This window comes from Pseudomonas sp. NMI760_13 (genome assembly GCF_021283245.1).
GTDB lineage: Bacteria > Pseudomonadota > Gammaproteobacteria > Pseudomonadales > Pseudomonadaceae > Aquipseudomonas > Aquipseudomonas peradeniyensis.
In genome coordinates this window covers 34,946-61,244 of record NZ_JAJSRC010000012.1, presented here as the reverse complement: position 1 = coordinate 61,244, position 26,299 = coordinate 34,946, and the positions used below count along the sequence as shown (strand labels likewise).

At 65.6% G+C, this 26,299-nt stretch carries 21 protein-coding genes; 7 read left to right on the top strand and 14 right to left on the bottom strand.

Annotated elements, in window-relative coordinates; genetic code table 11:
- Nucleotides 1-3: 3 nt before the first annotated feature.
- Nucleotides 4-1,662: a bifunctional protein-serine/threonine kinase/phosphatase gene (locus LU671_RS14605; RefSeq protein WP_232856027.1), complete on the top strand. Its 1,659-nt coding sequence runs from the start codon at nt 4-6 to the stop codon at nt 1,660-1,662.
- A 222-nt stretch (nt 1,663-1,884) separates the two neighbouring features.
- Here LU671_RS14605 and LU671_RS14600 read toward each other — a convergent pair whose 3' ends face one another.
- The 8 genes from LU671_RS14600 to ppsA form a co-directional block, all read right to left on the bottom strand.
- The gene (locus LU671_RS14600; protein ID WP_203647486.1) at nt 1,885-2,925 is read right to left on the bottom strand and encodes an OmpA family protein; all 1,041 of its coding nucleotides are present in this window, start codon (nt 2,923-2,925) and stop codon (nt 1,885-1,887) included.
- A 110-nt stretch (nt 2,926-3,035) separates the two neighbouring features.
- Nucleotides 3,036-3,602, bottom strand: coding sequence for an RNA polymerase sigma factor SigX (sigX, locus tag LU671_RS14595; protein WP_050704759.1), 567 nt, complete (start codon nt 3,600-3,602; stop codon nt 3,036-3,038).
- Nucleotides 3,603-3,715: 113 nt separating this feature from the next.
- Nucleotides 3,716-4,540: a mechanosensitive ion channel family protein gene (locus LU671_RS14590; protein ID WP_110739094.1), complete on the bottom strand. Its 825-nt coding sequence runs from the start codon at nt 4,538-4,540 to the stop codon at nt 3,716-3,718.
- A gap of 2 nt (nt 4,541-4,542) precedes the next feature.
- Nucleotides 4,543-4,806, bottom strand: coding sequence for a hypothetical protein (locus LU671_RS14585; RefSeq protein ID WP_028692938.1), 264 nt, complete (start codon nt 4,804-4,806; stop codon nt 4,543-4,545).
- A gap of 168 nt (nt 4,807-4,974) precedes the next feature.
- Complete coding sequence (locus LU671_RS14580; RefSeq protein WP_232856026.1) at nt 4,975-5,970, bottom strand: zinc transporter ZntB; 996 nt, start codon at nt 5,968-5,970, stop codon at nt 4,975-4,977.
- 25 nt (nt 5,971-5,995) lie between these two features.
- A complete protein-coding gene (gene rraA, locus LU671_RS14575; RefSeq protein ID WP_023630330.1) occupies nt 5,996-6,487 on the bottom strand; it encodes a ribonuclease E activity regulator RraA in 492 nt (163 codons plus the stop codon).
- Nucleotides 6,488-6,679: 192 nt separating this feature from the next.
- Nucleotides 6,680-7,672 (bottom strand): alpha/beta fold hydrolase, encoded by a 993-nt coding sequence (locus LU671_RS14570; protein WP_232856025.1) that lies wholly within the window; start codon nt 7,670-7,672, stop codon nt 6,680-6,682.
- Between the two features lie 136 nt (nt 7,673-7,808).
- Nucleotides 7,809-10,184: a phosphoenolpyruvate synthase gene (gene ppsA, locus LU671_RS14565; protein WP_232856024.1), complete on the bottom strand. Its 2,376-nt coding sequence runs from the start codon at nt 10,182-10,184 to the stop codon at nt 7,809-7,811.
- 178 nt (nt 10,185-10,362) lie between these two features.
- On the opposite strand from ppsA, the gene ppsR reads away from it, so the two are divergent.
- Nucleotides 10,363-11,181, top strand: coding sequence for a posphoenolpyruvate synthetase regulatory kinase/phosphorylase PpsR (gene ppsR, locus LU671_RS14560; protein ID WP_028692934.1), 819 nt, complete (start codon nt 10,363-10,365; stop codon nt 11,179-11,181).
- A gap of 218 nt (nt 11,182-11,399) precedes the next feature.
- Here the strand turns inward: ppsR and LU671_RS14555 are convergent, their stop codons facing one another.
- The gene (locus tag LU671_RS14555; RefSeq protein ID WP_232856023.1) at nt 11,400-16,265 is read right to left on the bottom strand and encodes an NAD-glutamate dehydrogenase; all 4,866 of its coding nucleotides are present in this window, start codon (nt 16,263-16,265) and stop codon (nt 11,400-11,402) included.
- A gap of 271 nt (nt 16,266-16,536) precedes the next feature.
- Between LU671_RS14555 and LU671_RS14550 the strand changes: the two genes are divergently transcribed.
- From LU671_RS14550 to alkB, 5 genes are all read left to right on the top strand, one after another.
- Nucleotides 16,537-16,890, top strand: a complete 354-nt coding sequence (locus LU671_RS14550; RefSeq protein ID WP_203647490.1) for a hypothetical protein — start codon at nt 16,537-16,539, stop codon at nt 16,888-16,890.
- A 218-nt stretch (nt 16,891-17,108) separates the two neighbouring features.
- A complete protein-coding gene (locus tag LU671_RS14545; RefSeq protein ID WP_232856067.1) occupies nt 17,109-17,819 on the top strand; it encodes a FadR/GntR family transcriptional regulator in 711 nt (236 codons plus the stop codon).
- 102 nt (nt 17,820-17,921) lie between these two features.
- On the top strand, nt 17,922-19,115 hold the full coding sequence (lhgO, locus tag LU671_RS14540) for an L-2-hydroxyglutarate oxidase (RefSeq protein WP_232856022.1): 1,194 nt from the start codon (nt 17,922-17,924) through the stop codon (nt 19,113-19,115).
- A 46-nt stretch (nt 19,116-19,161) separates the two neighbouring features.
- Nucleotides 19,162-20,490 (top strand): MFS transporter, encoded by a 1,329-nt coding sequence (locus LU671_RS14535; RefSeq protein WP_232856021.1) that lies wholly within the window; start codon nt 19,162-19,164, stop codon nt 20,488-20,490.
- A gap of 288 nt (nt 20,491-20,778) precedes the next feature.
- Nucleotides 20,779-21,423, top strand: coding sequence for a DNA oxidative demethylase AlkB (alkB, locus tag LU671_RS14530; RefSeq protein ID WP_198744761.1), 645 nt, complete (start codon nt 20,779-20,781; stop codon nt 21,421-21,423).
- Nucleotides 21,424-21,432: 9 nt separating this feature from the next.
- On the opposite strand, the gene LU671_RS14525 is transcribed toward alkB, so the two are convergent.
- The 5 genes from LU671_RS14525 to LU671_RS14505 are packed head-to-tail and all read right to left on the bottom strand — an operon-like array spanning nt 21,433 to nt 26,277.
- On the bottom strand, nt 21,433-22,395 hold the full coding sequence (locus tag LU671_RS14525; RefSeq protein ID WP_232856020.1) for a LysR family transcriptional regulator: 963 nt from the start codon (nt 22,393-22,395) through the stop codon (nt 21,433-21,435).
- Nucleotides 22,396-22,452: 57 nt separating this feature from the next.
- Nucleotides 22,453-23,412, bottom strand: coding sequence for a peptidylprolyl isomerase (locus tag LU671_RS14520; RefSeq protein WP_232856019.1), 960 nt, complete (start codon nt 23,410-23,412; stop codon nt 22,453-22,455).
- Nucleotides 23,409-23,885, bottom strand: a complete 477-nt coding sequence (locus LU671_RS14515) for a YbjN domain-containing protein (protein WP_232856018.1) — start codon at nt 23,883-23,885, stop codon at nt 23,409-23,411. Before LU671_RS14515 ends, LU671_RS14520 begins: the two co-directional genes overlap by 4 nt.
- Nucleotides 23,886-23,913: 28 nt before the next feature.
- Entirely contained in the window at nt 23,914-24,561 is a 648-nt protein-coding gene (locus tag LU671_RS14510; RefSeq protein ID WP_203647496.1) for a DNA repair protein, read from the bottom strand.
- Nucleotides 24,562-24,576: 15 nt separating this feature from the next.
- Nucleotides 24,577-26,277 (bottom strand): putative porin, encoded by a 1,701-nt coding sequence (locus tag LU671_RS14505; protein ID WP_232856017.1) that lies wholly within the window; start codon nt 26,275-26,277, stop codon nt 24,577-24,579.
- Nucleotides 26,278-26,299: the final 22 nt, after the last annotated feature.

The window sequence follows — 26,299 nt, the reverse complement described above, 5'->3', positions numbered from 1 at the left end:
GCCATGAGCCTGCAACTGAGCTTTGCCCAGGCCAGCGCCACCGGGCCGCGTCCGGAAAACCAGGACGCCCTGCGCCTGGTAACACCCGTACCGGAGCTGGCCGCCAGCAAGGGTTACCTGTGCGCGCTGGCAGACGGCGTCAGCCAGTGCGCCGATGGCGGCCTGGCGGCGCGCGCCAGCCTGCAGGCCCTGGCCCTGGACTATTACGCCACGCCCGCCACCTGGAGCGCTGCCCAGGCCCTGGACCGCCTGCTCACGGCACAGAATCGCTGGCTGCGCGCCCAAGGCAATGGCCAGCCGCTGCTGACCACCCTCAGCGCCCTGGTGCTGCGCGGGCGACGTTTCACCCTGGCCCATGTCGGCGATTGTCGGGTGTACCGCTGGCAGGCCGACCAGCTGCACTGCCTGAGCGAAGACCATGTCTGGGACCAGCCCGGCATGCAGCATGTGCTCAAGCGCGCGCTGGGGCTGGACCAGCAACTGCTGGTGGACTACCTGGAGGGCGACCTGCGCGAGGGCGAGTGCTTCGTGCTGCTCAGCGACGGCATATGGGCCAGCCTGAGCGATGCGCATATCCAGTCGATCCTGCGCGAACAACCCGACCTGCAGGTGGCCGCCGACACCCTGGTGGCCAGCGCCCACCATCGCGGCAGCCAGGACAACGCCAGCGCCTTGCTGGTGCGAGTGGATCAACTGGGCGCCAGCAACCTGGGCGACACCCTGGCGCAACTCCAGCAGTGGCCGCTGCCAGGCGCGCTGCGTGACGGTCAGTCGATCGATGGCTGGCAGGTCGACGGCTTGCTGACCCAGAGCCGGCAATCGCTGCTGTACCGGGTCCGCGACCCGCACGGCCAGCCCTGGCTGCTAAAGACCCTGCCGCAGTCTCGCGACCAGGAGCCCGGGGCCGCCCAGGCCCTGCTGCTGGAGGAGTGGTTCCTGCGCCGGGTCGCCGGCCGCCACTTCCCTGAAGTGCACCCGGCCAGCCAACGCCAGCACCTGTACTACCTGATGCGCGAGTACCCGGGCACGACCCTGGCCGGACAACCCCCACTACCGCTGGCGCAATGGCTGGAGGTCGCCCGCCAGCTGTTGCAAGCGGTGGGCGTACTGCATCGGCGCAACCTGCTGCACCGCGACATCAAGCCGGACAACCTGCACCATGGCAGCGATGGCCAGCTGCGTCTGCTGGACTTCGGGCTGGCGTACTGCCCGGGGCTTTCCGAGGACCCGCCCCATGCCCTGCCGGGCACGCCTTCGTTCCTCGCCCCTGAAGCCTTCGACGGCCTGCCCCCCGCACCGCGCCAGGACCTCTATGCCGTGGGCGTGACGCTTTATCATCTGCTCACCGGGCACTACCCCTACGGCGAGGTCGAAGCGTTCCAGCGCCCACGCTTCGGCACGCCAGTGAACCCGGCGCGTTATCGGCCGGATTTGCCGGAGTGGTTGCAGCGCAACCTGTTACAGGCGGTGGCGGCAGACCCGGCGCAGCGCTTCGAGACCGCCGAGCAGTGGTTGCTGTTGCTGGAACGGGGAGATCGCCAGGAGCTGGCCGAGCGGCCACGGCCGCTGCTGGAGCGCGAGCCGTTGAAGGTGTGGCGCACGATTGGGTTGCTGTCGCTGCTGTTGAACCTGGTGTTGTTGCTGGTGCTGCTCAAACGCTAAGCGCGCAGGCGCACCACAGTTCGTGTAGGAGCGGCCTTGTGCCGCGAAAGGGCTGCGTAGCAGCCCCGGCAATCCGCGTGATGCTGAAATCCTGGGGGCGCTGCGCACCCCTTTCGCGGCACGAGGCCGCTCCTACAAAGGGGGGGACCAGGTGTATCTCGAAAAATCTCGGGCAAAGAAAAACCCGGCCGAGGCCGGGTTTTTCGTGAAGCGTCAAACCAATTACTTGGCCTGGGCTTCTACCTGAGCTTCTACGCGACGGTTGACGGCGCGGCCAGCATCGGTGGCGTTGTCGGCGACCGGACGGGTCTCACCGTAGCCAACCGAGTCAACACGGCTCGATTCGATGCCGTACTGCTGGGTCAGGACTTGCTTGACAGCGCTGGCGCGACGCTCGGACAGCTTCTGGTTGTAAGCGTCTGGACCGACGGAGTCAGTGTGACCTTCCACGGTGGTGGTGGTCTGTGGGTACTGCTTCATGAAGTCAGCCAGGTTCTTGATGTCGCCGTAGCTGTTAGGCTTGACGACCGACTTGTCGAAGTCGAACTTGACGTCCAGCTCAACGCGAACGACTTCGGCAACAGCCGGGCAGCCATCAGCGTCAACGGTAACGTTGGCTGGGGTGTCAGGGCACTTGTCGACGTTGTCGCAGACGCCATCGTTGTCGCTGTCGGAGCAGACTTCGGCAACTGGAGCTGGCGCAGGAGCGGCTTTCTGGCCACCGCTGCCACCGAAGTTCAGACCCAGACCAACGGTCGGACCCCACTCGGTGTTGCCGTTGTCGATGTTGTACATGGCTTCGACGCCGGCACGGGCGAAGAACATGTCGGTGATGTACCACTTGGCGCCAGCGCCAACGTTGGCGAAGGTGGAGTGGTCACGGCCGCCACGAGTGGCCTGGCCCAGGCTTTCGTGAGCGAAACCAGCGGAAACGTACGGACGCAGGGCGTCACCGACGGTACCGAAGTGGTAGGTGGCGTCCAGCTTGGTCTTGGAGCCTTTGATGTCTTTGTTGAAGACTTCACCACGAGCGTTGTGGGTCTCGTTGTAGCCCAGGTCCAGGGACACGTCGTCGGTCAGGAAGTAACCGAGGCGGACACCAGGGTTGGTGCCGGTGTTCTTGAAGTTACGCTCGCTGTCGTAGTACTGCTTGGTGACGTTGCCTTCGATTTCGACAGCGCCTTGGCCTTGAGCCAGAACGCCGAACGAAGTAGCGGCCACGAGCGAGCCAATGGCCAAGCCCAAGGTGTTTTTCAATTTCATCCGTTAAATCCCCATCTGGTGATAGTTAAGCAGTCCCACCAACATCCGGGGGACAACTCGACGGCAAGTCTAGCAGAACTTGCCGGTTGGTTAGAGGTATTTGCTGGCCACTAAGTTTCAGCCAGGCCTGCAAATTTCTCTCTAAGCTTGTCGAGCGCACGCTTGTAGCGCATTTTCGTGGCGCTCAGGCCCATGTGCATGATGTCCGCGATCTCCTGGAATTCCAGCTCTGCGACAAATCGCAGCACCAGGATTTCCCGGTCGATCGGGTTCACATGCACCAGCCATTTGTCCAGCCCGCCCTTCTCCTCCGGCTTCGGTGCCTTGTCCTCGGACGCCTCTTCGACAGGGTCCAGGCTCAGGGCATCCATCAACCGGCGCTTGCGACGCTCCTTGCGGTACTGGGTGATGCATTCGTTGTAGGTGATGCTGTAGAGCCAGGTCTTGAACTTGGACTTGCCCTCGAAGTTCTTCAACCCGTACAGCACCTTGAGCATCACCTCCTGACAGACATCGTCGGCATCCCGATCGTTCCCCAGGTAGCGCGCGCAGACGTTGAACAGCGTGCGCTGGTAGCGGCGCATCAGTTCCTCGTAGGCGCGGGTGACGTGAAACAGCTCCTCATGCGAACGCGCCACCAACTCCTCGTCGGTGAGCTCGCGGGGGTCATAGCGCATGGGCGGCGAATGAACTTTATTCAAAACGGATCTGGCCGACAGTCAGGTCAATGTCGCCGCTCGGCCCCGTGGGCCGATTTTTGCGGCGGCATACATTAACAGCTTTTGTGCGGTTAGCGGCTATTCACGCGCTGCTCGAGCAGCTCGCGATTAGACAACGACACCAGTTCGCCATCATCGGTCAGCAGGGTCGTCTTGACCGTGCCGATTTCCTCGATGTGCCCCTCGACCTCGCCAATACGCACCTGCTGGCCGACTTGATACAACTCGCGCACATAGATGCCGGCCAGGATCTGCCCGGCGATTTCCCGGCTGCCCAGGCCCATCGCCAGTGCAACGGCCAGACCAACGGTAATCAGCCCGATGACGATCACATGGTTCAGCAGGTCGGTCTTGACCTCGAGCTGGCTGATGGCCACCGAGATGCTGATGATGATCACCAGGCCCTGGGCGATGCGCCCGACGCCGGCGGCGTACTCCAGGCCGATACCCTCGGCGGCGCCGCGCACCAGACCGTTGACCAGTTGCGCCAGGAGCACGCCGGCCAGCAGCACCAGGGCCGCGCCGAACACCTTGGGCAGGTACAGGGCGAGCATGTCGAGGGTCGCCGAGACCCGCTCGAGCCCCAGGGATTCCGCGGCCGAGACCAGGAAGATCAGCAGCACGAACCAGTAGACGATCTTGCCGATCAAGGTCGAGATCGGCACCTGGATGCCGACCCGGGCGAGCATCTTGGTCAGCCCGGTGCCACTCATCAGGCGATCCAGGCCGAACTTGGCCAGCACCTTGGACAGCAGGGTGTCGAGCAGCTTGGCCACGACGAAACCGAGCAGCACCACGACCAGCGCGCCGAACAGGTTGGGGATGAAGTTCGCCACCTTGGTCCAAAGGGCAGTCATGGCGGTGACCAGGCTCTGGGTCCAGAGATCGAGTTCCATATTCAATCGGCCTTATCTGCGTTGCTGCCGGCGGCAGGTTTGCGGGTAGAGTTGCGACGGACCGGCGCGACATGCGCCGAGCCATTGTTCACGGCGATCAGCAGCGCCTGGCTCCAGCGGCCAAGCAGGCTGAACAGATCGCCCGCGCCGACCTGGCGGTTGGCGGTCTTGAGCACGCGACCCAGGCAGGCGGCGTCGTCGCGGTCCTGGCCGGACGGCGACGCCTTGAGCAGGTCGCGCAGGGATTCTTCAAACGGATCGTGCATGGGCACCTCGCGCAATGTCAGTCAAAGACGAGGGCGCCGAGCAATGGGTCACACAGGGATGTGGGACGAGTGTTTCAAAATGAGTGTGCGAGCCCATCGCGGGGCAAGCCCGCTCCCACGGAACCACGCTGAGAGCGTGGGAGCGGGCTTGCCCCGCGACAAGATACATCACACCCACCGCAACCGCCGGAACAACCACCACTGCCCTGCTGCCAGCCCCAGCACGACCATGCAGGCGAACAGGAAGCCATAGGGGTTTTCCGCGCCCGGAATACCGCCGACATTGATGCCCAGCAGCCCGGTGATGAAGCTCATGGGCAGGAAAATGCAGGTGATGATGCCGAACCGGTACATGGTCCGGTTCATCCGCTCGCTGCGCCGCCGGTCCTCGCTTTCCAGCACCAGCGCGGCGCGCTCGCGGGCCAGTTCGAGCTCTTCGAGGTAGCGGATCAGGCTGTTGTTCAACTCGTTCCAGTAGTCGGCGTCGGCATCGGCGAACCAGCTGTATTTGCTGCGCGACAGCTGGGCATAGATGTCGCGCTGGGGGGCGAGGAAACGCCGCAGGCCGGCGGCGCGGCGCCGGATCTGCTGCAGGCTGCCCTGGGCCGGAGAATACCGTTCGTCGGATTCTACCTTTTCTTCTTCCAGATCGACCGCTTCGGACAGGTCGCTGACCAGCGCCTGGACCTTTTCGGTCAACAGTTCACCCATCAGCAACAGCAGTTCGGAGGCGGTCTTCGGCCCCCTGCCCTCGTCCAGTTTCTGCAGGACCTCGTCGCTCGCCCGAAGGGGCCGCAGACGCAGGGAAATGACCCGACGCGCCTCGGCGAAGATACGCACCGAGACCATGTCCTCAGGCTCGGCGCCCGGGTTGAGGTTGACCCCGCGCAGGAACAGCAGCATCTGCTCGTCGGCCAATGGCAGCAGGCGCGGGCGGGTGTTCTCCTCCAGCAGCAATTCGCAGGCGAACTCGCTCAGGCCACTGTCGTGGAGCAACCAGGTGCGGGTCTGCGGGTGACTGCGGTCCCAGTGCAGCCACAGGCTCTCCTGGGGCTGCAGCTGCAGGTCGTCCAGCTCGGTGCGGGCGATCGAGCACGCGCCACCCTTGCCATCGAGCACCAGGGCATGCACCAGGCCCCACTGCGCGTTGTCTTCCTCGAACATCAAAGCTCCATCGGTGTACGGCGCGTCACTCGGGCATCTTCAGCGGGCTCGGCGAGACCAGCACGCCGTTGTTGTCGGCATACACATACTCGCCCGGGCGGAAGGTCACGCCAGCGAAGGTCACCGCGACATTGAGGTCGCCGATGCCACGCTTGTCGGTCTTCATCGGGTGACTGGCCAGGGCCTGGATGCCGACATCGGTCTGCGCCAGCACGTCCACGTCACGCACGCAGCCGTAGATCAGCAGGCCTTCCCAGCCATTTTTCGCCGCTTTCTCGGCGAGCATGTCGCCCAGCAGCGCGCGGCGCAGCGAGCCGCCGCCGTCGACCACCAGAACCTTGCCCTTGCCGTCGAGCTCGACCTGCTCCTTGACCAGCGAATTGTCCTCGAAGCACTTGATGGTGACGATCTGGCCACCGAACGAGTCGTGGCCGCCGAAGTTGCTGAACATGGGTTCGAGCACCTGGACCAGGTCCGGGTAGGCGTCGCACAGGTCGGGCGTTACGTAATGCTGCATGGGAAACTCCTGTCAGTCACAACGAAAGCGGATGTGGAGCAAGGCTACACCGCAGGAGGCCGGCAGTCATCCGGGACCGAGCAGTCAGTTTGCTTTTGTCTGCTCCGGCCTCTTCGCGGGTAAACCCGCTCCCACAGGGTTTCGCACCTCACCTGTGGGAGCGGGTTTACCCGCGAAGAACCCCACGCGGAATCAACTGGCGGGCACCGGCTCCATCACCACCGTCGAGGCATGCACCGGCACCTGCGGATCCCTCAGCCAGCGCTCCACCAGCGGCCACACCTGGGTTTGCGCCGCCTTGCTGACCAGCATGTCGACATGCCCGAAGGCCTCGAAGCCCTCCTCGCGCCCCAACCGCAGGAACTGCCTGGCGTCACCGCCGAACTGCTCGAACAGCTTGCGACAGGCCCACACCGGGTCCTGGAAGTCACCGGCCCCGGCCACCGCCAGCAGCGGCACCTCGATCTCGGCCAGCCCCGCCCACCAGTCCTTGTCCTTGTCGCCGAAGCGGCCGAACAGGCCATTCCAGCGCAGGCTCTCCAGGGCCAGGCCGATGGGTTCGTCCTCCGGGCCACGCTTGAGGCGCGAACCCGAGATCTGCGCGAAGCGCTTGAGCAACACGCGCGCGCCCCACTCCACCGGCGGCACTTTCAGCGGCCAGTAGACCCGGCTGACCTGGGTGCCGAACAGTGCCGCGCTGGCCACCAGCGCGGTGTCCAGGTAACCGCTGCCCAGCGCCGCCGCCAGGGTGGTGCCGCCCAGCGAGTGGCCGACCCAGTGCGGCGCCTGCCCGGCCTGCTCGCGAACGAAAGCGCCGATCACCGGCAGGTCGTAGCGCGCATAGTCGGCCACACGGTTCTGTCGCCAATCGCGGTTGCGCGGCGACAGGCCGTGGCCGCGCATCTCCGGGATCCACACATCGAACCCGGCGCGGGCCAGGTAGGCGCCCAGGCCGATGCCCTTGGGCGAATACCAGAAGCGCCGGTTGGAGAAACTGCCGTGCAGGAAAATGACCGGCACGCCCTGGGCGTGGCCTTGATCGGCCAGGCCCAGGCGGGTGACGGCCAGCTCGACGCTCGGATCGGGGCTGTTGCCGGCCTTGATCCGGTAGACGTCTTCGCTGAGGTCGCCGCGGCGCTCGGCACTGAGCAACGCGACGGGAAATTGGGTGGAGCTGCTTTGCATGGGTTCACGAACAAACTGAGGATATGAACGTGGGAGCGGGCTTGCCCCGCGATTGAACCAGACCTGCAGACACTGCTGTCCCATCTGGCGCTATCGCGGGCCAAGCCCGCTCCCACAGTGTGTTGCCTTCAGCGCATCACGCCGCGCCCTGGCCCTCGGCCAGGAAGAACCAGGTCTCGAGCACCGAGTCCGGGTTCAGCGACACGCTCTCGATGCCCTGCTCCATCAGCCACTTGGCCAGGTCCGGGTGGTCCGACGGGCCTTGACCGCAGATGCCGATGTACTTGCCGGCCTTGTTGCACGCGGCGATGGCGTTGGCCAGCAGCTTCTTCACGGCCGGGTTACGTTCATCGAACAGGTGGGCGATGATGCCCGAGTCGCGGTCCAGGCCCAGGGTCAACTGGGTCAGGTCGTTGGAGCCGATGGAGAAGCCGTCGAAGTACTCGAGGAACTCTTCGGCGAGTATGGCGTTGGACGGCAGCTCGCACATCATGATCACGCGCAGGCCGTTGTCACCGCGGGCCAGGCCGTTCTCGGCAAGCAGGTCGACGACCTGGCTGGCTTCGCCCAGGGTGCGCACGAACGGCACCATGATCTCGACGTTGGTCAGGCCCATCTCGTTGCGCACGCGCTTCAGCGCACGGCACTCGAGCTCGAAGCAGTCACGGAACGACTCGCTGATGTAGCGCGAGGCGCCGCGGAAGCCCAGCATCGGGTTTTCTTCTTCCGGCTCGTAGAGTTTGCCGCCGATCAGGTTGGCGTACTCGTTGGACTTGAAGTCCGACAGGCGCACGATGACCTTTTTCGGGTAGAAGGCCGCAGCCAGGGTGCTGATGCCCTCGACCAGCTTCTCGACATAGAAGCCGACCGGGTCGTCGTAGCCGGCGATGCGCTTGTCGACGCTTTCCTTCAGCTCCGGCGGCAGGCCGGCGTAGTTGAGCAGCGCCTTGGGGTGCACGCCGATCATGCGGTTGATGATGAACTCCAGGCGCGCAAGGCCGACACCGGCGTTGGGCAGCTGGGCGAAGTCGAAGGCGCGGTCCGGGTTGCCGACGTTCATCATGATCTTGAACGGCAGTTCCGGCATGGCATCGACCGAGTTCTGCTTGACGTCGAAGCCCAGCTCGCCTTCGAAGATGAAGCCGGTGTCGCCTTCGGCGCAGGACACGGTGACGCCCTGGCCGTCTTTCAGGACCTGGGTGGCGTTGCCGCAGCCGACAACGGCCGGAATGCCCAGTTCACGGGCGATGATCGCCGCGTGGCAGGTACGCCCGCCGCGGTTGGTGACGATGGCGCTGGCGCGCTTCATCACCGGTTCCCAGTCCGGGTCGGTCATGTCCGAAACCAGCACGTCGCCCGGCTGGACCTTGTCCATTTCCGAGACATCGTTGATCACGCGGACCTTGCCGGCGCCGATGCGCTGGCCGATGGCGCGGCCCTCGACCAGCACGGTGCCCTTCTCTTTCAGCAGGTAGCGCTCCATGACATTGGCGCTGGAACGGCTCTTCACGGTCTCGGGACGGGCCTGGACGATGTACAGCTTGCCGTCGTCACCGTCCTTGGCCCATTCGATGTCCATCGGGCGCTGGTAGTGCTGCTCGATGATCATCGCCTGCTTGGCCAGCTCGTTGACCTCGGCGTCGCTCAGGCAGAAGCGCGCGCGCTCGGCACGCTCGACCTCGACGGTCTTGACCGAGCGCCCGGCCTTGGCTTCGTCGCCATAGACCATCTTGATTGCCTTGCTGCCCAGGTTGCGGCGCAGGATCGCCGGACGGCCGGCCTGCAGGGTCTGCTTGTGCACGTAGAATTCGTCCGGGTTGACCGCACCCTGTACCACGGTTTCGCCCAGGCCGTAGGCGCCGGTGATGAACACCACGTCGCGGAAGCCCGACTCGGTGTCGAGGGTGAACATCACGCCGGCGGTGCCGGTCTCGGAGCGGACCATGCGCTGCACGCCCGCGGACAGGGCCACCAGCTTGTGGTCGAAGCCCTGGTGCACGCGGTAGGAAATGGCGCGGTCGTTGAACAGCGAGGCGAACACTTCCTTGGCCGCGCGGATCACGTTGTCGACGCCGCGGATGTTGAGGAAGGTCTCCTGCTGGCCGGCGAAGGAGGCATCCGGCAGGTCCTCGGCGGTGGCCGAGGAACGCACGGCCACGGCCATGTTGTCGTTGCCGCCGGCCATCTCGGCGAAGGCCGTACGGATTTCTGCGTCCAGACGCGCCGGGAAATCGGCTTCCATCACCCACTGGCGGATCTGCGCGCCGGTCTTGGCCAGGGCGTTGACGTCATCGACGTCCAGCGCATCGAGCGCGGCGTGGATGCGGTCGTTGAGGCCACTTTGCTCGAGAAAATCGCGGTACGCCTGAGCCGTAGTGGCAAAGCCGCCCGGCACCGAGACACCGGCACCTGCGAGGTTACTGATCATCTCGCCCAGGGATGCGTTCTTGCCCCCCACATGCTCCACATCATGGACGCCGAGCTTATCGAGGGAAACTACGTACTCTACCAAGGTGATCTCTCCACTAACTGTATTGGAAAAGCTCAAGGGCGCCCGCCTGCCTGACTGACTGGGCCGGACGCTTGTGGCCTGGACCTGGAAAATAAGTGAGAATGCCGAGCAACCGCGTTCGGCAAACCGAACCTATCATATCCAGAAATCTTCGGCAGCTTAAGGCCCCCAGGTGCAAATGAAACGAACCGCGTTCTTCATCTCCGACGGTACCGGCATCACTGCAGAAACGCTGGGCCAGAGCCTGCTCGCACAATTCGAGAGCATTCCGTTCAATAAATTCACGCGCCCCTACATCGATACGCTGGACAAGGCCCGGGCCATGGTCCAGCAGATCAACGCCGCGGCCGAGCGCGACGGAGTGCGTCCGATCATTTTCGACACCATCGTCAACCAGGACATCCGTGAGGTCATGGCCACGTCCAATGGCTTCATGATCGACATCTTCTCGACGTTTTTATCCCCGCTCGAGCAGGAATTGACCGCCCATTCGTCGTATTCCGTGGGCAAATCCCACTCGATCGGCGGCAATTCCAACTACATGGAGCGCATCGAGGCGGTCAACTTCGCCCTGGACAACGATGACGGCGCGCGCACCCACTACTACGACAAGGCCGACCTGATCCTGGTCGGCGTGTCGCGCTGCGGCAAGACCCCGACCTGCCTGTACATGGCCATGCAGTTCGGCATCCGCGCCGCCAACTACCCGCTGACCGAGGACGACATGGAGCGCCTGCAACTGCCGGCGGTGCTGAAGAAGCACCACAGCAAGCTGTTCGGCCTGACCATCGACCCCGACCGCCTGACCGCCATCCGCCACGAGCGCAAGCCCAACAGCCGCTACTCGAGCTTTGCCCAGTGCGAGTTCGAGGTGCGCGAAGTGGAGAACCTGTTCCGTCGGGAGAACATTCCCAACATCAATTCCACGCATTTCTCGGTGGAGGAGATCTCGGCGAAGATCCTGGTGGAAAAAGGCGTGGAGCGGCGGTTCAAGTAGACCTGCATAACCCTCAAGGCCTGCGCGGTCCCTGTAGGAGCGGCCTTGTGTCGCGAAAGGGGTGCGAAGCGCCCCCATGATTTGTGCATCAGTCGGATATTGCCGGGGCTGCTGTGCAGCCCTTTCGCGACACAAGGCCGCTCCTACAGGGTCCGCGCAGTGGATATGAAAAAGCCCCGGCATCACTGCCGGGGCTTTCTATTACTTCAACACCAGGCTCAGGACGGAATCACCGCCGCCTGCCCGCTCATCGCCAGGTCGACCAGCTCGCGGTTGGCCACCGCGTACATCGCATAGTCGGTGCCGCTGGCGTTGCGCAGGTCGTCGAGCATGGCGCGCCAGCGCTCGACCATCACCCGGTGCTGTTCGCACCACAACGCCACCCGGGCATCCATGTCCTGAGGCGCGTCGGCCATCTGCAGCACGGAGATGGTGATTGCCCGCTGCTGCAGGTCGATGTCGTCGCGGAACGCCTCGCGGGCCAGGGCCTGCCAGTTGTTCTCCACCGGCAGGTTGCTGATCTCCTGCAGGTACCAGGTCAGGTCCAGCGAGCTGCCTACGGCGAAGAACGCCTTGGCCACCTGCGCAGGATCATGCCCGGTCACGTCGGACGCTTCGATGATCGGCAACAGGGTGTACAGGTGCGTGGTGCCAGCAACCATGCGCGCCAGCAACTCCGGCACACCGGCCTCGACGAAGCCCTGGTAGCGGACCATCCAGCGCTCGCGGGTCGGGCCTTCCAGCAGTTCGTCGAGCTTGAGCCCCAATTGCGCGAGCACCGGCCCGAAGTGGGCGACGTCGCGGCCCGCATCCTGCTCGTTACGGCGGCTGCGCAGGAACCAGCGGGTGGCACGACGGCCCAGGCGCATCAGCTCGTCCATAAGGGTCAGCTGGATCTCGGCCGGGACCTGATAATCCAGGGCCTCGATCTGGCGGAACCAGTGCGGCAGGTGGAAGATGTCACGCACGATCACATAGGCGCCGGCGACGTTGGCCGGGCTCATGCCGGTGGACTCCTTCAGGCGCTGGACGAAGGTGATGCCCATGTTGTTGACCAGGTCGTTGGCGATCTGGGTGCTGACGATCTCGCGCTTGAGGCGGTGACGGCGCATCGAGTCGGCGAACTTGCTCACCAGCGACGGCGGGAAGGCCGTCTCCATGTCGCGGGTCAGGTAGTCGTCGTCCGGCACCAGCGACTTGAGCAGCTGCTCCTTGAGGTCGATCTTGCTGTACGAGATCAGCACCGACAGCTCGGCGCGGGTCAGGCCCTGCCCTGCCGCCAGGCGCTCGGCCAGCTGCTCCTCGGTGGGCAGGAACTCGATGGCGCGGTCCAGCTTGCCACGAGACTCGAGGTCGGCCATCAGGCGCTTGTACTCGGCGATCCGCTCGCGGGCGCGGCGGGCGGCCAGCGACAGCGCCTGGGTCTGCTTGTAGTTGTTGCCCAGCACCAGGCCTGCGACTTCGTCGGTCATGCTGCCCAGCAGCTGGTTGCGCTGCTTCTCGGTCATGTCGCCACCCTGCACCACCTCGTTGAGCAGGATCTTGATGTTGACCTCGTGGTCGGAGCAGTCCACGCCGCCGGCGTTGTCGATGAAGTCGGTGTTGGTGGCGCCGCCGTTGAGGCCGAACTCGACCCGGCCGAGCTGGGTCATGCCCAGGTTGCCGCCCTCGCCCACCACCTTGCAGCGCAGCTCGTTGCCGTTGACGCGCAGGGCGTCGTTGGCCTTGTCGCCGACATCGGCGTGGCTTTCGCTGCTGGCCTTGACGTAAGTGCCGATACCGCCGTTCCACAACAGGTCCACCGGCGCCTGCAGCAACGCGTGCAGCAGTTCGGTCGGGGTCAGGCGATCCGCTTCGATGGCGAAGCGTTCCTTCATCTGCGGGCTGATGGCGATGCTCTTGGCGCTGCGCGGGAAGATCCCGCCGCCTTCGGACATGATGCCGGTGTCGTAGTCACTCCAGGCCGAGCGCGGCAGGTCGAACAGGCGCTTGCGCTCGACGAAGCTGGTGGCCGGATCCGGATTCGGGTCGATGAAGATGTGCAGGTGGTTGAACGCGGCCACCAGCTGCAGCTTGTCGGACATCAGCAGGCCGTTGCCGAACACGTCGCCGGCCATGTCGCCGACCCCGACCACAGTGATCGGGTCTTCCTGCACGTTGATGCCGCGTTCGCGGAAGTGACGCTGCACGCCGACCCAGGCGCCACGGGCGGTGATGCCCATCTTCTTGTGGTCGTAGCCGGCCGAGCCACCGGAGGCGAAAGCGTCGCCCAGCCAGAAGCCGTAGTCGATGGCGATGCCGTTGGCGATGTCGGAGAAGGTCGCGGTGCCCTTGTCGGCCGCCACCACCAGGTACGGGTCGTCGTCATCGTGACGCACCACGTTGGCCGGCGGCACCACGCCACCGTCCTTGAGGTTGTCGGTGATGTCGAGCAGGCCGGAAATGAAGATGCGGTAGCACGCCACGCCTTCGGCGGCGATCTCGTCACGGCTGCCGCCCAGCGGCAGGCGGCGCGGCAGGAAGCCGCCCTTGGCGCCCACCGGCACGATCACCGAGTTCTTCACCTGCTGGGCCTTGACCAGGCCGAGCACTTCGGTGCGGAAGTCCTCTTCGCGGTCCGACCAGCGCAGGCCGCCGCGGGCGACGTTGCCGAAGCGCAGGTGCACGCCCTCGACCCGTGGCGAATAGACGAAGATCTCGAACTTCGGCACCGGTTTCGGCAGTTCCGGGATCAGCTTGGGATTGAACTTGAAGCTGAAGTACGACTTGTTCTGGCCGTTGGCGTCGGGCTGGTAGAAGTTGGTGCGCAGGGTGGCCTTGATCAGGTCCAGGTAGCGGCGCAGGATGCGGTCCTCGTTGAGCACCTGGACCTCGTCCAGGGCGCTGAGGATCGCCTGCTCCAGACGCTGCTGCTTGTCGTCCAGATCCTCCTGGGTCAGCTTGCGCGCCAGGTAGAAGCGGGTCTTGAACAACCGGGTCAGCTCGCGGGCGATGTCGGTGTGGTTGTTCAGGGTACTGGCGATGTAGCCCAGGTCGAAGCCCAGGCGGATCTGCTTGAGGTAGCGGGCGTAGGCGCGCAGCAGCGCCACGTCGCGCCACGGCAGGCCGGCGGTCAGCACCAGGCGGTTGAAAGCGTCGTTCTCGGCGTCGCCCTTGACGATATGGACGAAGGCGTCCTGGAAGGTGTCGTTGAGCTGCTGGATATCAAGGTTGAGGCCTTCGCTGTAGGTGAAGGCGAAGTCGTGGATCCAGAACTCGCGGCCGCTGGCGTGGCGCAGGCGGTACGGGAACTCGCCGAGCACGCGCAGGCCGAGGTTTTCCAGGATCGGCAGCACGTCCGACAGCGCCAGCGGCGTATCGGCGTGGTACAGCTTGCAGTGCAGCTGGCGCTCGCCCAACTGGGTCAGCGGCTGGTAGAAGCTCATGGCCAGCGGCTTGGCTTCCGACAGGTTCAGCACATGCTGCATGTCGACCACCGCCGAGTGCGCGGCGAAGCGCTCGCGGTAACCGGCCGGGAAGCCCTTCGGGAAGTCGGCCAGGATGTTGGTGCCATGGGCCTCGCCGAAGTTCTCCACCACCAGCGCCGAGAAGTCGTCCTGCCACGAACGGCAGGCCTGGATCACTTCGTTTTCCAGCTGCTGCGGGTCGATGTCGATGCGGTTCTTCGGGTCCACCCGCAGGATCAGCTGCACGCGGGCCAACACCGATTCGGAGAAGAAGGTCCAGAACTCGCAGTCGGTGGCCTTCAGACGCTCCATCAGCACCTGCTGGATCTTCTGCCGCACCTCGGTGGAGTAGATCTCGCGTGGCACATAGGCCAGGCAGTAGCAGAAGCGGCCGTACGGGTCCTTGCGCAGGAACACGCGGATCTTGTTGCGCTCCTGGATCTGCACGATCGACATGACGGTACTGAGCAGTTCGTCGACCGGGGTCTGGAACAGGTCGTCGCGCGGCAGTACCTCGAGGACCTGGGCCAGCTCCTTGCCCAGGTGGGCTTTGGGGTCGAAGTTGGAACGGCGTTCGACTTCGGCGACCTTGCCACGGATGTACGGGATGGTATGCACGCTCTCGCCGTACACCGACGAGGTGTACAGGCCCATGAAGCGGCATTCCTTGATGACCTTGCCATCCTGGTCGATCTGGCGGATCGACACGTAGTCCGGGTACGCCGGGCGGTGCACGCGGCTCGGCTGCGAGGCCTTGGCGAACGACAGCAGGCGCGGCTCGCGCAGGTAGGCGACGGCGTAGTCCTCGATGCGCAGGTCGTCGGCGCCCAGGCCTGCGCGCAGCAGGCGGGCCAGGCCCAGGAACGAGGCCTCGTCGTAGACCAGATGGCCGCCGTCGGCATCGGACTCGACAGTGAATTCCTCATAGCCGAGGAAGGTGAAATGGTTGTCCAGCAGCCACGACAGGAAGCTCTTCACCTCGGCCTTGTCGTTCTGCGCCGGGCCGAAGGCGTTCTGCTCCACCAGTTCCAGCAGCTCGCGGATCTTGGCTTTCATCGGCTCGAAGTCGGCGACCACGCCGCGCACTTCGGCCAGTACCTGCTCCAGCTCCATGCTCAGGGTGTTGAGCTCGGCGGCATTGGCGCAGCGGTCGATCTCCAGGTACATCAGCGACTCATGGCTGACGCCCTCGCCCTGGGTGCCCTTGGGCAGCAGTTCGACCAGCTCGCCCTTGGCGCCACGGCGCACGCTGAGCACGGTGGTCTGCAGGGTGTGGATGCTGTAGCCGCGGCGGTTGAGCTCGGTGCGTACCGAGTCGACCAGGAACGGCAGGTCGTGGTGCAGCACCTCGACCACGGTGTGGGTCGATTGCCAGCCGTGGCGTTCGTAATCGGGGTTGTAGACCCGCACCTGCGGGTGTTCGGGGTCGAAGCGCTCGATGATGCGCCAGGCGGACAGCGTGCAGCCGGCCAGGTCCGACAGCCTGCGCTGTGTGAGTTCGTCCAGAGAGATGATGCCGAAGAACTGCTCGGCGAACAGCGCCACTTGTGGCAGGGACTGTTCGCTGATGTGCTGCGCCAGGGCCACCTGCAGTTGATGCTGGAAGTCGGCTTTGCTGGCTGCGGTGAAAAACGCCATCTGTGGTACTCCGCTTGGGCTTTGTTATAGGTGAAGCGTCGCGTACGTCCGCCGGGTACGGATCAACGATAGCCAACCCGCGGCAAGCCGGACGGTAAAACCAGGCGTTGGACACGAGCGTCATGTCCACCGACTGGGGAGCTTAACGACTGAACGGTCACTGCGGCTTGCAGCGCTGCGACAATTTCGGTCAATGCGCGGTAACTTTACGTTTATCACGGCCGCCAAGGCTGTCAGAATTCCTTTCCCTTGCCATTGACCCGAGCCGCCCATGCAACTGAAAACCGCCCTGCTCTTCGCCACTCCCTGCGACGACGAGGAAGACAACATGGCGACCCTGTGCTGCCACAGCGACAAGGGCCAGATGTTCCTGCTGACCCGTTATCCGGACGAGGACACCGTCGACCTGACCCTGGATGACGAGCCGTCGACCCTGGACGGGCTGAAGGTGACCCTGAGCGCGCAGCGGCTGTTGATCGAGGTGGCGGCTGGGGATCGTGATGCGTTGAAGGGGGATGAAACGCTGGAGATCATCCTGACCAGCGCCGGGACCGACCTGGAGGAAGTAGCGCTGACCTTGCGCAATATCCTCGACGGGACCGGAACGTTCGTGTCCGAAATCTAAGCAGTTACATCGCCCGTGTAGGAGCGGCCTTGTGCCGCGAAAGGGGTGCGAAGCGCCCCCTTATTGGTGCATCACGCTGATATAGCCGGGGCCGCTATGCGGCCCTTTCGCGGCACAAGGCCGCTCCTACAGGTAGCGCGCAAGCTTCCAGGACATTGACAGGCCACTATCGACACAGGCATTGTCTGACAACCTGACCAATAAGAACTTCCATGTCCATGCTAGAGCTCCAGCGCCCCGACACCCTCGTCGAACGGGTCGTCAACGCCATCCGCGCCGAGATCGATTCCGGCCGCCTGGCCGCTGAATCGCGCCTGCCCACCGAACAGCAACTGGCTGAACAGCTCAATGTCAGCCGCTCGGTGGTGCGCGAGGCCGTGGCGCAGCTCAAGGCCGACGGGGTGCTGATCGCCCGCCGCGGGCTCGGCTCGTACATCTCGCAGACGCCCAGCGGCACGGTGTTCCGTTTCCCCGGCAGCCAGGGGCGCAAGCCGGACCTGGTGCAGATGTTCGAGATGCGCCTGTGGATCGAGACCCAGGCCGCCGCCATCGCCGCCCGCCGCCGCGACGCCGACGACCTCGCGCGCATGGCCGCCGCCCTGGGCACCATGGAAGACCCGCGCAGCGACTTCGCCACGGCCTCGGCCGCCGATGTGGCCTTTCACCGCGCCATCGCCGAAGCCAGCAAGAACGACTACTTCGTCGCTTTCCACGATTTCCTCGGCGGCCAGTTGGCCGCCGCCCGCCGCACCGCCTGGGAAAACTCCGCCACCCCGGCAGTGGGCGGTTCGGCCGATGCCCTGCGCGAGCACCGGGCGCTGTACCAGGCCATCGCCGACGGCGACCGCCAGGCGGCGGCCGGCTGCGCCGAAGCCCACCTGCGCGCCTCGGCCAAGCGCCTGAAACTCGACCTTCCCGACCTCGACTGACCCCGGAGAACCCCATCGCGGCCTGGCGAGGCTTTCACACGCACTACTTAGTCTGACAACCTGATAAGCAGATTCACCGACAAGAATACCAAGGTACCCTGCATGACCTACGACTACTGCATCATCGGCGGCGGCATCGTCGGCCTCGCCACCGCGATGGCCCTGCTTGAACGACGCCCCGGCGCTTCGCTGCTGATTCTGGAAAAGGAGGCCAGCCTCGGCCGCCACCAGACCGGCCACAACAGCGGCGTGATCCATGCCGGCATCTACTACGCGCCCGGCAGCCTCAAGGCCGACCTGTGCAAGCGCGGCGCCCAGGCCACCAAGGATTTCTGCAGCGCGCACGGCATTGCCTTCGAGGTCTGCGGCAAGCTGCTGGTGGCCTCCAACGACCTGGAGGTGCAGCGCATGCAGGCGCTGTACGAACGCTCCCAGCAGAACGGCCTGAAGGTCGAGCGCCTGGATGCCGGCGCCCTGCGCGAGCGGGAGCCGAACATCGTCGGCAAGGGCGCGCTGTTCCTCGATGCCACCGGCATCGTCGACTACCAGCAGGTGTGCGACTCCATGGCCAAGGTGATCCGCCAGGCCGGTGGCGAACTGCGCCTGTCCACCACCGTGCGCGCCATCCAGGAGCATGCCGACCACGTCGCGATCAGTGCCGACGGCAACGCCTGGCGCGCCCGTCAGCTGGTGGCCTGCGCCGGCCTGCAGTCCGACCGCCTGGCGCGTCTGGCAGGGGTGAAGATCGACCACCAGATCATCCCTTTCCGCGGCGAGTACTACCGCCTGCCGGCGAGCAAGAACCAGATCGTCAACCACCTGATCTACCCGATCCCCGACCCGGAGCTGCCGTTCCTCGGCGTGCACCTGACGCGGATGATCGACGGCAGCGTCACCGTCGGCCCCAACGCGGTGCTCGGCTTCGGCCGGGAAAACTATCGCAAGTTCTCGGTGAACTGGCGCGATGTCGCCGAGTACGCGCGCTTCCCGGGTTTCTGGAAAACCATCTGGAACAACCTCGGTTCCGGCACCACCGAGATGAAGAACTCGCTGTTCAAGCGCGGCTACCTGGAACAGTGCCGCAAGTATTGCCCGTCTCTCGAAGTCGAGGACCTGCTGCCCTATGAGGCCGGCATCCGTGCCCAGGCGGTGATGCGCGACGGCACCCTGGTGCACGACTTCCTGTTCGCCGAGACCCCGCGCATGGTGCATGTGTGCAATGCGCCATCGCCCGCCGCCACCTCGGCGATCCCCATCGGCCAGATGATCGCCGAGAAGATTCTCCAGGCCCGCTGATCCACCCGCTGCATCCACAATTACAAAGACAACAAGGAAAACCCCAATGTCGGTACACGAGACGGCCCTGGCCGCGAGCGAAACCCCCGAACAGCAACGCAAGCGCCTGCGCAAGGTGGCGGCGGCGACCATCTTCGGCTCGATGCTGGAGTGGTACGACTTCTACCTCTACGCGACCATGGCGGCGATCGTCTTCTCGAAGATCTTCTTTGACCCGAGCAACCCGGCGGTGGCCTCGCTGCTGGCGTTCTCCACCTTCGCCATCGGCTTCATCGCCCGACCCTTCGGCGGCGTGCTGTTCGGCTACCTGGGCGATCGCTTCGGGCGCAAGCACGTGCTGGTGATCACCTTCTGCATGATGGGCCTGTGCACCATGCTGATCGGCCTGATCCCCGGCTACGCCACCATCGGCATCTGGGCGCCGATCCTGCTGGTGATCATCCGCATCATCCAGGGCCTGGGCGCCGGCGCCGAGCTGTCCGGCGCGGCGGTGACCTCCTACGAGCACGCCAGCGAAGGCAAGCGCGGCAGCCAGGGCGCCTGGCCGGCGCTGGGGCTGAACCTGGGCCTGCTGCTGTCGTCGCTGACCGTGTACCTGCTGACCATGAACGGCAACGAGTTCCTGCTGGCCGGCGGCTGGCGCATCCCGTTCATCGCCAGCATCGCCCTGGTGGCGGTGGGCCTGTGGGTGCGCAAGAGCATCCCCGAGACCCCGGACTTCAAGGAACTGGACAAGGCCGACGACAAGCCGCAGGTGTCGCCGCTCAAGCTGCTGTTCAGGAATGACCTCAAGGGCCTGGCGGTGGTGTTCTTCGTGGCCGTGGGCTACAACGCCCTGAGCTACATCTTCAAGACCTTCTCGCTGGCCTACCTGACCCAGTTCAAGGGCATCGAGGCCCATGTCACCTCGCTGTCGGTGACCCTGGCCAGCCTGGTGGCGATCTTTGCCGTGCCGTTCTTCGGCTGGCTGTGCGACAAGTGGAGCAGCAAGACCGTGCTGATGCTCGGCGGGCTGTTGTCGGCGCTATTCGCCTACCCGTTCCTGCAACTGCTGTCGACCGGCGAGCCGATGATGATCTACCTGGCCATCGCCGTGGGCACCGGGATCCTGGCGCCGATGATGTTCGCCCCGCAGGGCTCGTTCCTCAGCCGCCAGTTCCCGACCCAGACGCGCTCATCGGGGTTCGGTACCGGGCGCGAGGTCGGTACCGCCGTGGCCGGCGGTTTGGCGCCGCTGGGCGGGCTGGCGCTGGTGGCCGGGTCGGCGACTCATTCCACCGATGGCGTGACCTTGATCCTGGCGGTGGCCGGGGTGCTGGTGGTGGTGTTTGCGTTCCTTGACCAGGGCTGGCGGCATTCGAAGTCGAAGAACTGACCTGGCGACAGACGGGTAAACCCGCTCCCACAGGTACTACGCCAACCTGTAGGAGCGGCCTTGTGCCGCGAAAGGGCCGCATAGCGGCCCCGGCAATTTCTGCGTCGGTGCTGACATCCTGGGGCTGCGTTGCAGCCCTTTCGCGGCACAAGGCCGCTCCTACACGTTGGCGTAGTACCCGCGAAGAGGACAATCCCGAGCATTGGCCAGGTTTTCCCAGGTGGACCACCGCCAACTGCTGTCTCGGGAGGATATAATGGCCCCCTCCCCAGGCAGCAGCCTCCAGACATGATCCAGTCCAGCCTCGATCTCTTCGACCCCCACCCCCAGCGCCTGGCGCGCCATACCCTGCTGCTGCCCGGCTTCGCCCTGCCCGAACTCGAGGCCCTGCTCGACGCCCTGCGCCCGGTGCTGCGCGCGGCACCGTTTCGCCACATGCACACCCCCGGCGGCCTGCGCATGGCCGTGGCCCTGACCAACTGTGGCGCGCTGGGCTGGGTCAGCGACGAGAACGGCTACCGCTACACCCCCATCGACCCGGTCAGCGCAAAACCCTGGCCCGCCCTGCCCCCGCTGCTGGTCGACCTGGCCACCCGCGCCGCCGCGCAGGCGGGCTTCGATGGCTTCGTGGCCGATGCCTGCCTGGTCAACCACTACCTGCCCGGTACCCGCCTGAGCCTGCATCAGGACCGCGACGAACAGGACTACGGGCAGCCGATCGTCTCGATCTCGCTGGGCTTGCCTGCGGTATTCCTGTTCGGCGGGCTGCAACGCTCGGACCGCCCCCGGCACATCCCGCTGAGCCACGGCGATGTGCTCGTCTGGGGTGGCGAGGACCGCCTGCGCTTTCATGGCGTATTGCCGATCAAGCCGGGCGTGCACCCGCGCATGGGCGAGCGGCGGATCAACCTCACGCTGCGCAAGGCGGGATAAGCCGCCCGCCTACAGGCTGGCGAACCATTCGCGGCGTTCCTCGAACGCCGCCCGGATCGCCCCGACCATCACCTGCACCAGCGGATCACCTTCGGTCTGCCCGTTGACCGCCAGCCACACCCGCCGCCGCATCGGCTCGCGGAACAGGCCCGGCAGGGCCAGCAATCCACGGTCCAGGTGCGTCGCATAATGCGGCAGCAAGCCGACACTGGCGCTGCATTTGATCAGCTGGCAGTACATTTCGTAATCCTCGATCTGGGTCACCCCGGCCGAGCGCGTGCGCAGCAATGCCTGCCAGGGCATCAGCGCCTGCACACCTACCTCGCCCTGCCATTGCACCAGCATGTAGTCCTGCAGGTCCGCCAGGCTGGTCGGTCGGTTGGCCTCGCGGGCGTAGCGCTTGGCAATATGCGGCAGGTACTCGAGGGTGGCCAGGGCCTCGGGGGCGGCACCGGCAAAGCTGCCGGCGCGGGCACCGTGGCTGGCGTCGCCCAACCACAGGGCGACATCGGCAACCTGTTCGGGTACCTGGCGACCGTCGAGGGTGGCCACCTCCAGGCGCATGCCGGCATGCTGGCGCACGAAGTTGATCAGGTTGCGGCCCAGCAGGTCCTGCAGCAGCGGTTCGGCCACGGCCAGGCGCACGCTGGCGCTTTGCTCTCGCGGCAGCGGCACGACCGGCTCGCGCGCCTGGAGTATCTGCAGCAAGCGTTCGCCCTGCTGGCTGAGCACCGGGTTGTTGTTGCGGTTGACGAACAGGCTGTAGCCCAGGCGCGCTTCCAGCGCCGCCAGGCGTTTGCGCAGGGCCACCGGCTTGAGGTTGAGTCGCCGCGCCGCCTGCATGAAGCAGCCGCAGCGCGCGGTGACCAGGAAACAGTTCAGGGTCTGTTCGTCCAGGGCCAGCGGCACCTGGCGACGAACGACAGGCACGGCGGTATCCGGGGCTCGCCCCCGGGGCAGATCGATCGGCATTCCTCGCCTCCCGCGGGCCCGCCTGGGCAGGCCCGGTTCTTCCATGGTTGTTGGCGACTAGCGGCTGCTGCTCTCCAGCACCTGATTCAGCGCCGCGCCATCGATACTCAGGGTGGCGGTGTCGAACATGCCCTCGACATAGGCCTTGGCCACCTGCTCCTGGCGCTGGGCCCGCAACAGCTCGCGCAGGCGTGGCGCCAACTCCTCGAAGGTCGCCGCCCGGGCGGGCTGTTGCTCGACCAGCTTGATGATGTGGTAGCCCGCCGCGCTCTGCACCGGTTCGCTGACCGTGCCCACCTTGAGCTTTGGCACCACCCCACGCACCTCGGGCAACAACTGCGCCAGGGCCTGCAGGCCGGTGTCGCCACCGCCGGCGGCCGTGCCGGCATCCTGGGAGTGCTCACGGGCCAGCGCGGCGAAGTCGGCATCCGCAGCCTGGGCCTGCTTGGCCAGCGCCTGGGCCTGCTTGCGCACGGCCTCGTCGTCCCTGGGGTTCTCCACCCGCAGGAAGATCTGGCTCAGGCGGTAGCGCACCGGCAGCTGCAAACCGGCCTTGCCTGCCTCATAGGCCTGCTTGAGCTCCGCCTCGCCGGGGTAGTCGTCGGGCACCTTGCTCACCGAGTTCAGGTAGTCGCGCAGGACGATCTGCTCGGTGGCCGCGCGGGTCTGCACCTGGATTTCCGGGCGCTGCAACCAGCCCTGGGCCTCGGCCTGCTGGTACAGGGCCTTTTCCGCCAGGCGAGCGCGGATCCAGGCCTCCAGTGCCGGGCGGTCGCCGCGCAGGCTGCCACGGGCTTCCTCGGGCAACTGGGCGAACAGCGCCTTGAGTTCGCCGCTGCCGACCTGTTGCTCGCCCAGACGCGCCAGTACCGGGCCGTTGTCGGTGGCCACCAGGGCGGCGGGCGACACCGGACGCGCCGCCGCCACCGGCTCGTCGCCCGGGCGCAAGGCCAGGGCGACCGCCACCGCGACAATGGCCAGCGCGCCAGCGCCGGCCCAGAGAGTGCGCGCCGTCACGAGGCGCGCTCTTGGTCGTGGGCGACCTGGACTTTCTGCTGGTCGGCCACATTACGGCTGTAGTCACGCAGATAGACGATCAGCTCCTGCAGCAGCCGGTCCCACAGCACCAGGCTGCCCAGCAGGTGCTGCTGACTGACACCATCGGCGACCACCACGTCCTGCTCCATCACCAGGAACTCGCCCTGCACCGACAGGCGGGCGAAGCGCCGGCTGGCATTCCAGTGCTCGGCCAGGCCCGCCGGCAGCTCGCCCTGGATACGCAGGGCACAGCTGAAGGTGAAGTCGAGGAATTCGCCCTCCTTGCCCGCGGCCCGGTTGCCGAAACGAACGGCATAACCCACGCCCTGGCTGGCGCTGAGCAACTGCACCACGGCGTTCTGCTCGGTGCGGTTGACCCGGCAGCCGGCATCCTGCAGCAACTGGGTCAGGGAGTCGGCGCTAACGGTTTCGATCAGGGTGACTTCGGTCATGTGCTTACTTCCTTGCGTTGAGAAAACATCACTGGGTCACGCCCTTGGGGGCGTCGAACTGGCTTTCGTAGAGCTTGTCGCCGTAGGCCTGGGCCAGTTCCTCGAACTTGACCCGGGCGCCACCGGCGAACGGCTGGCGCATCTTCATGACATCGGCGATATCGACCTTCTCGTAGGCGGCCAGCATCTCCTTGGCCACCCCGTACATCTGCTGGTTGCGGGCCTGGCATTGCTGCACCTGGCCATCACGTTCGCCCAGCTGCGCCTGCAGGGTGGCGCGCTCGCTTTCCTTGGTGCGCGCCATCGCCAGCAGCTCGTCGTAGGCCTGCTTGTACTTGTGCAGTTGTTCGTTGCTGCTGGCCACCAGCGCCTGGGCCTGGCTGTGCACGGCCTGTTGCTGGCCGGCCAGTTGCTCGCTGTGACCGCGGGCCTTGGCCAGTTGCGCGGTCAGTTCGCGCACCTGGCCCTGGGCCGCGTCGCGCTGCTGCTCGGCCGCCTGGCGGGCGGCGCTGGCCTGGGCCTGCTCGCTCTGCAGGGCCTGCAGCTGTTGCGTGGTGCTGCGCAGTTGGGCGCGCAGGCGTTCCTCGAGGGTCTCGGCCGACGCCGAGGCCGCCAGGCTTGCGCCCAGGGCCAGCATCAACCAGGCGCAGCGGTGGCGATAAGCTCCCTTGTTCATGCCCGTGCTCCTTCCCTAGAACCGCGTGTTGACTTCAAGTTGTAGCACATCGATGTCAAACGGCGCGCCGTAGACCGCCTCGCTGCTCAACCAACGGGCTGTAGCGTAGACGTTGTCGGCCAGGCCGTAGTTGCCACCGAGGAAATAACCCTTGGCGTTGGTGCCGCCGAGGTGGAAGCTCGAGTCGTTGAAACCGTCCGGCAGCGCGTCGGGCTCAATGCGCTTGTAGCCGGCGAACAGGTTCCAGTCGCCGGCCTTGCGCATGTCCAGGGCGTTGCCCAGGGTGAACTGGAGCATCCAGGCGTCGCCGCCGCTCTTGATATTGCCGTTTTCGTCGACGTTGTTGGCCAACTGCCCGGCCGAGCGCTTGCGCATGTCGCCCTCGTCGTAGGCCAGGTTGTGGATGTAGTTGGCCTGGCTGCGCAGCTTGAAGTCATGAGGCAGGTCGGCGTCCCATACCAGGTTCAGGTCGAGCAGCTCGAATTCCGAGGCGATGCCGACGAACTGCGGCTGCGGCGTGGCCGTCGGGTTGGCCGGGTTCGGCGTGATGTCGCGCAGCAGGAACACGGTGTTGCCCTTCTGCATGAAGGTCGGCCGGCTCTCGTCACTGTCGCAGGCCGGCTGGCCGTCCCACGGGGCGCAGGGGCTGGAGCGCTCGCCGGCGATGTCATCGAAGCGGTAGTAGGCCATCGCGCCCTTGAGCCGGTTGTTGTCGTTGAGCGCCCATTTCGCGCCCAGTTGCGCGCCGTACAGCCACTTGTTGTCGCTGTCTTCCTTGTCAAAGCCGTTGCTGGTGGCGTTGTCGTCGCTGTACTGCACGGGGAATGCGCCGACGGTGCCGAACAGGCTGAGGTCGCGGCCCAGCGGCTGGTCGAACAGCGCCGCCACGCCGTCGAAGTTGAGGTCGTGGGAATACAGGATGTCGGTGGACATGAACGGATTGGCGATCCGCCCGCCGGTCAGTGTCAGGCGCTCACTCGGCGTCCAGGTGACGTAGCCCTGGTCGAGCCAGATGTCCTTCTTGCCGAAGCCGCCACCGAGGTTCTGGGTGGTCGAGACCGGGTTGTTGTTGGAGCCGGTGGCGACGCGGATGCCGGCCACCCAGTTTTCCGCCAACTGCGCCTTGAGGCCGAAGCGCGCCCGCAGGCGCAGGAGGCTGTCGCGGTCCTCGCGGGTGTTGAGCAAGGGCGGCAGGCTCGAGCTGCTGTTGGGGTTGACGTCGTAGGGGCCCTTTTCGTTGAGCTTGGCGAAATCGACGATCTCGTTGCTGTTGCCGTCGGCGTACGAGCGCGACTCGTAGCGCAGGCGCAGGTCACCGTCGAAGCTGATGCGCGAGGCCCAGTCGGGGAAGGTGTTGGGCGCGGCCCAGTTTTCCTGCTTGGCGGTGTTCATCACCTCGGCCTTGATCTCGTCGCGGATCTGCTGGCGGACGATGGCCGGCACATACTGCACGCGCACCTCGCCGTTGGCCGCCGGGGCCTGGGCGACAATCGGCGCGGCGCTGCCGGCGACGCGCGCCTGCTGGGCTTCACGTTCGGCCTGGGCGATCAGCGCATCGGCCTTGTCCTGCTTGAGCACGCCCTGCTCCACCAGCAGGCGGATCAGGTTGACGGTCGCGTTCTCCGACGGCGCGGCGTGGACGACGGTCGGACCGACCGCGGTGGCGGCGGCCAGCAGGCCGAGCGCCAGGGTCAATCGGTTGACTGGGCACTTCATGGGTTTGCAACTCCTGTGGGTC

Excerpts from the sequence above, each read along its gene's own strand:
- LU671_RS14515 (WP_232856018.1), bottom strand. The coding sequence starts at position 23,885 with ATGACCGAAGTCACCCTGATCGAAACCGTTAGCGCCGACTCCCTGACC.
- LU671_RS14545 (WP_232856067.1), top strand. The coding sequence starts at position 17,109 with ATGCTAGAGCTCCAGCGCCCCGACACCCTCGTCGAACGGGTCGTCAAC.
- LU671_RS14590 (WP_110739094.1), bottom strand. The coding sequence starts at position 4,540 with ATGGAACTCGATCTCTGGACCCAGAGCCTGGTCACCGCCATGACTGCC.
- LU671_RS14535 (WP_232856021.1), top strand. The coding sequence starts at position 19,162 with ATGTCGGTACACGAGACGGCCCTGGCCGCGAGCGAAACCCCCGAACAG.
- rraA (WP_023630330.1), bottom strand. The coding sequence starts at position 6,487 with ATGCAGCATTACGTAACGCCCGACCTGTGCGACGCCTACCCGGACCTG.
- alkB (WP_198744761.1), top strand. The coding sequence starts at position 20,779 with ATGATCCAGTCCAGCCTCGATCTCTTCGACCCCCACCCCCAGCGCCTG.
- LU671_RS14605 (WP_232856027.1), top strand. The coding sequence starts at position 4 with ATGAGCCTGCAACTGAGCTTTGCCCAGGCCAGCGCCACCGGGCCGCGT.
- LU671_RS14550 (WP_203647490.1), top strand. The coding sequence starts at position 16,537 with ATGCAACTGAAAACCGCCCTGCTCTTCGCCACTCCCTGCGACGACGAG.
- LU671_RS14570 (WP_232856025.1), bottom strand. The coding sequence starts at position 7,672 with ATGCAAAGCAGCTCCACCCAATTTCCCGTCGCGTTGCTCAGTGCCGAG.
- LU671_RS14585 (WP_028692938.1), bottom strand. The coding sequence starts at position 4,806 with ATGCACGATCCGTTTGAAGAATCCCTGCGCGACCTGCTCAAGGCGTCG.
- LU671_RS14505 (WP_232856017.1), bottom strand. The coding sequence starts at position 26,277 with ATGAAGTGCCCAGTCAACCGATTGACCCTGGCGCTCGGCCTGCTGGCC.
- ppsR (WP_028692934.1), top strand. The coding sequence starts at position 10,363 with ATGAAACGAACCGCGTTCTTCATCTCCGACGGTACCGGCATCACTGCA.
- LU671_RS14525 (WP_232856020.1), bottom strand. The coding sequence starts at position 22,395 with ATGCCGATCGATCTGCCCCGGGGGCGAGCCCCGGATACCGCCGTGCCT.
- sigX (WP_050704759.1), bottom strand. The coding sequence starts at position 3,602 with ATGCGCTATGACCCCCGCGAGCTCACCGACGAGGAGTTGGTGGCGCGT.
- LU671_RS14600 (WP_203647486.1), bottom strand. The coding sequence starts at position 2,925 with ATGAAATTGAAAAACACCTTGGGCTTGGCCATTGGCTCGCTCGTGGCC.
- LU671_RS14510 (WP_203647496.1), bottom strand. The coding sequence starts at position 24,561 with ATGAACAAGGGAGCTTATCGCCACCGCTGCGCCTGGTTGATGCTGGCC.
- LU671_RS14555 (WP_232856023.1), bottom strand. The coding sequence starts at position 16,265 with ATGGCGTTTTTCACCGCAGCCAGCAAAGCCGACTTCCAGCATCAACTG.
- LU671_RS14580 (WP_232856026.1), bottom strand. The coding sequence starts at position 5,970 with ATGTTCGAGGAAGACAACGCGCAGTGGGGCCTGGTGCATGCCCTGGTG.
- lhgO (WP_232856022.1), top strand. The coding sequence starts at position 17,922 with ATGACCTACGACTACTGCATCATCGGCGGCGGCATCGTCGGCCTCGCC.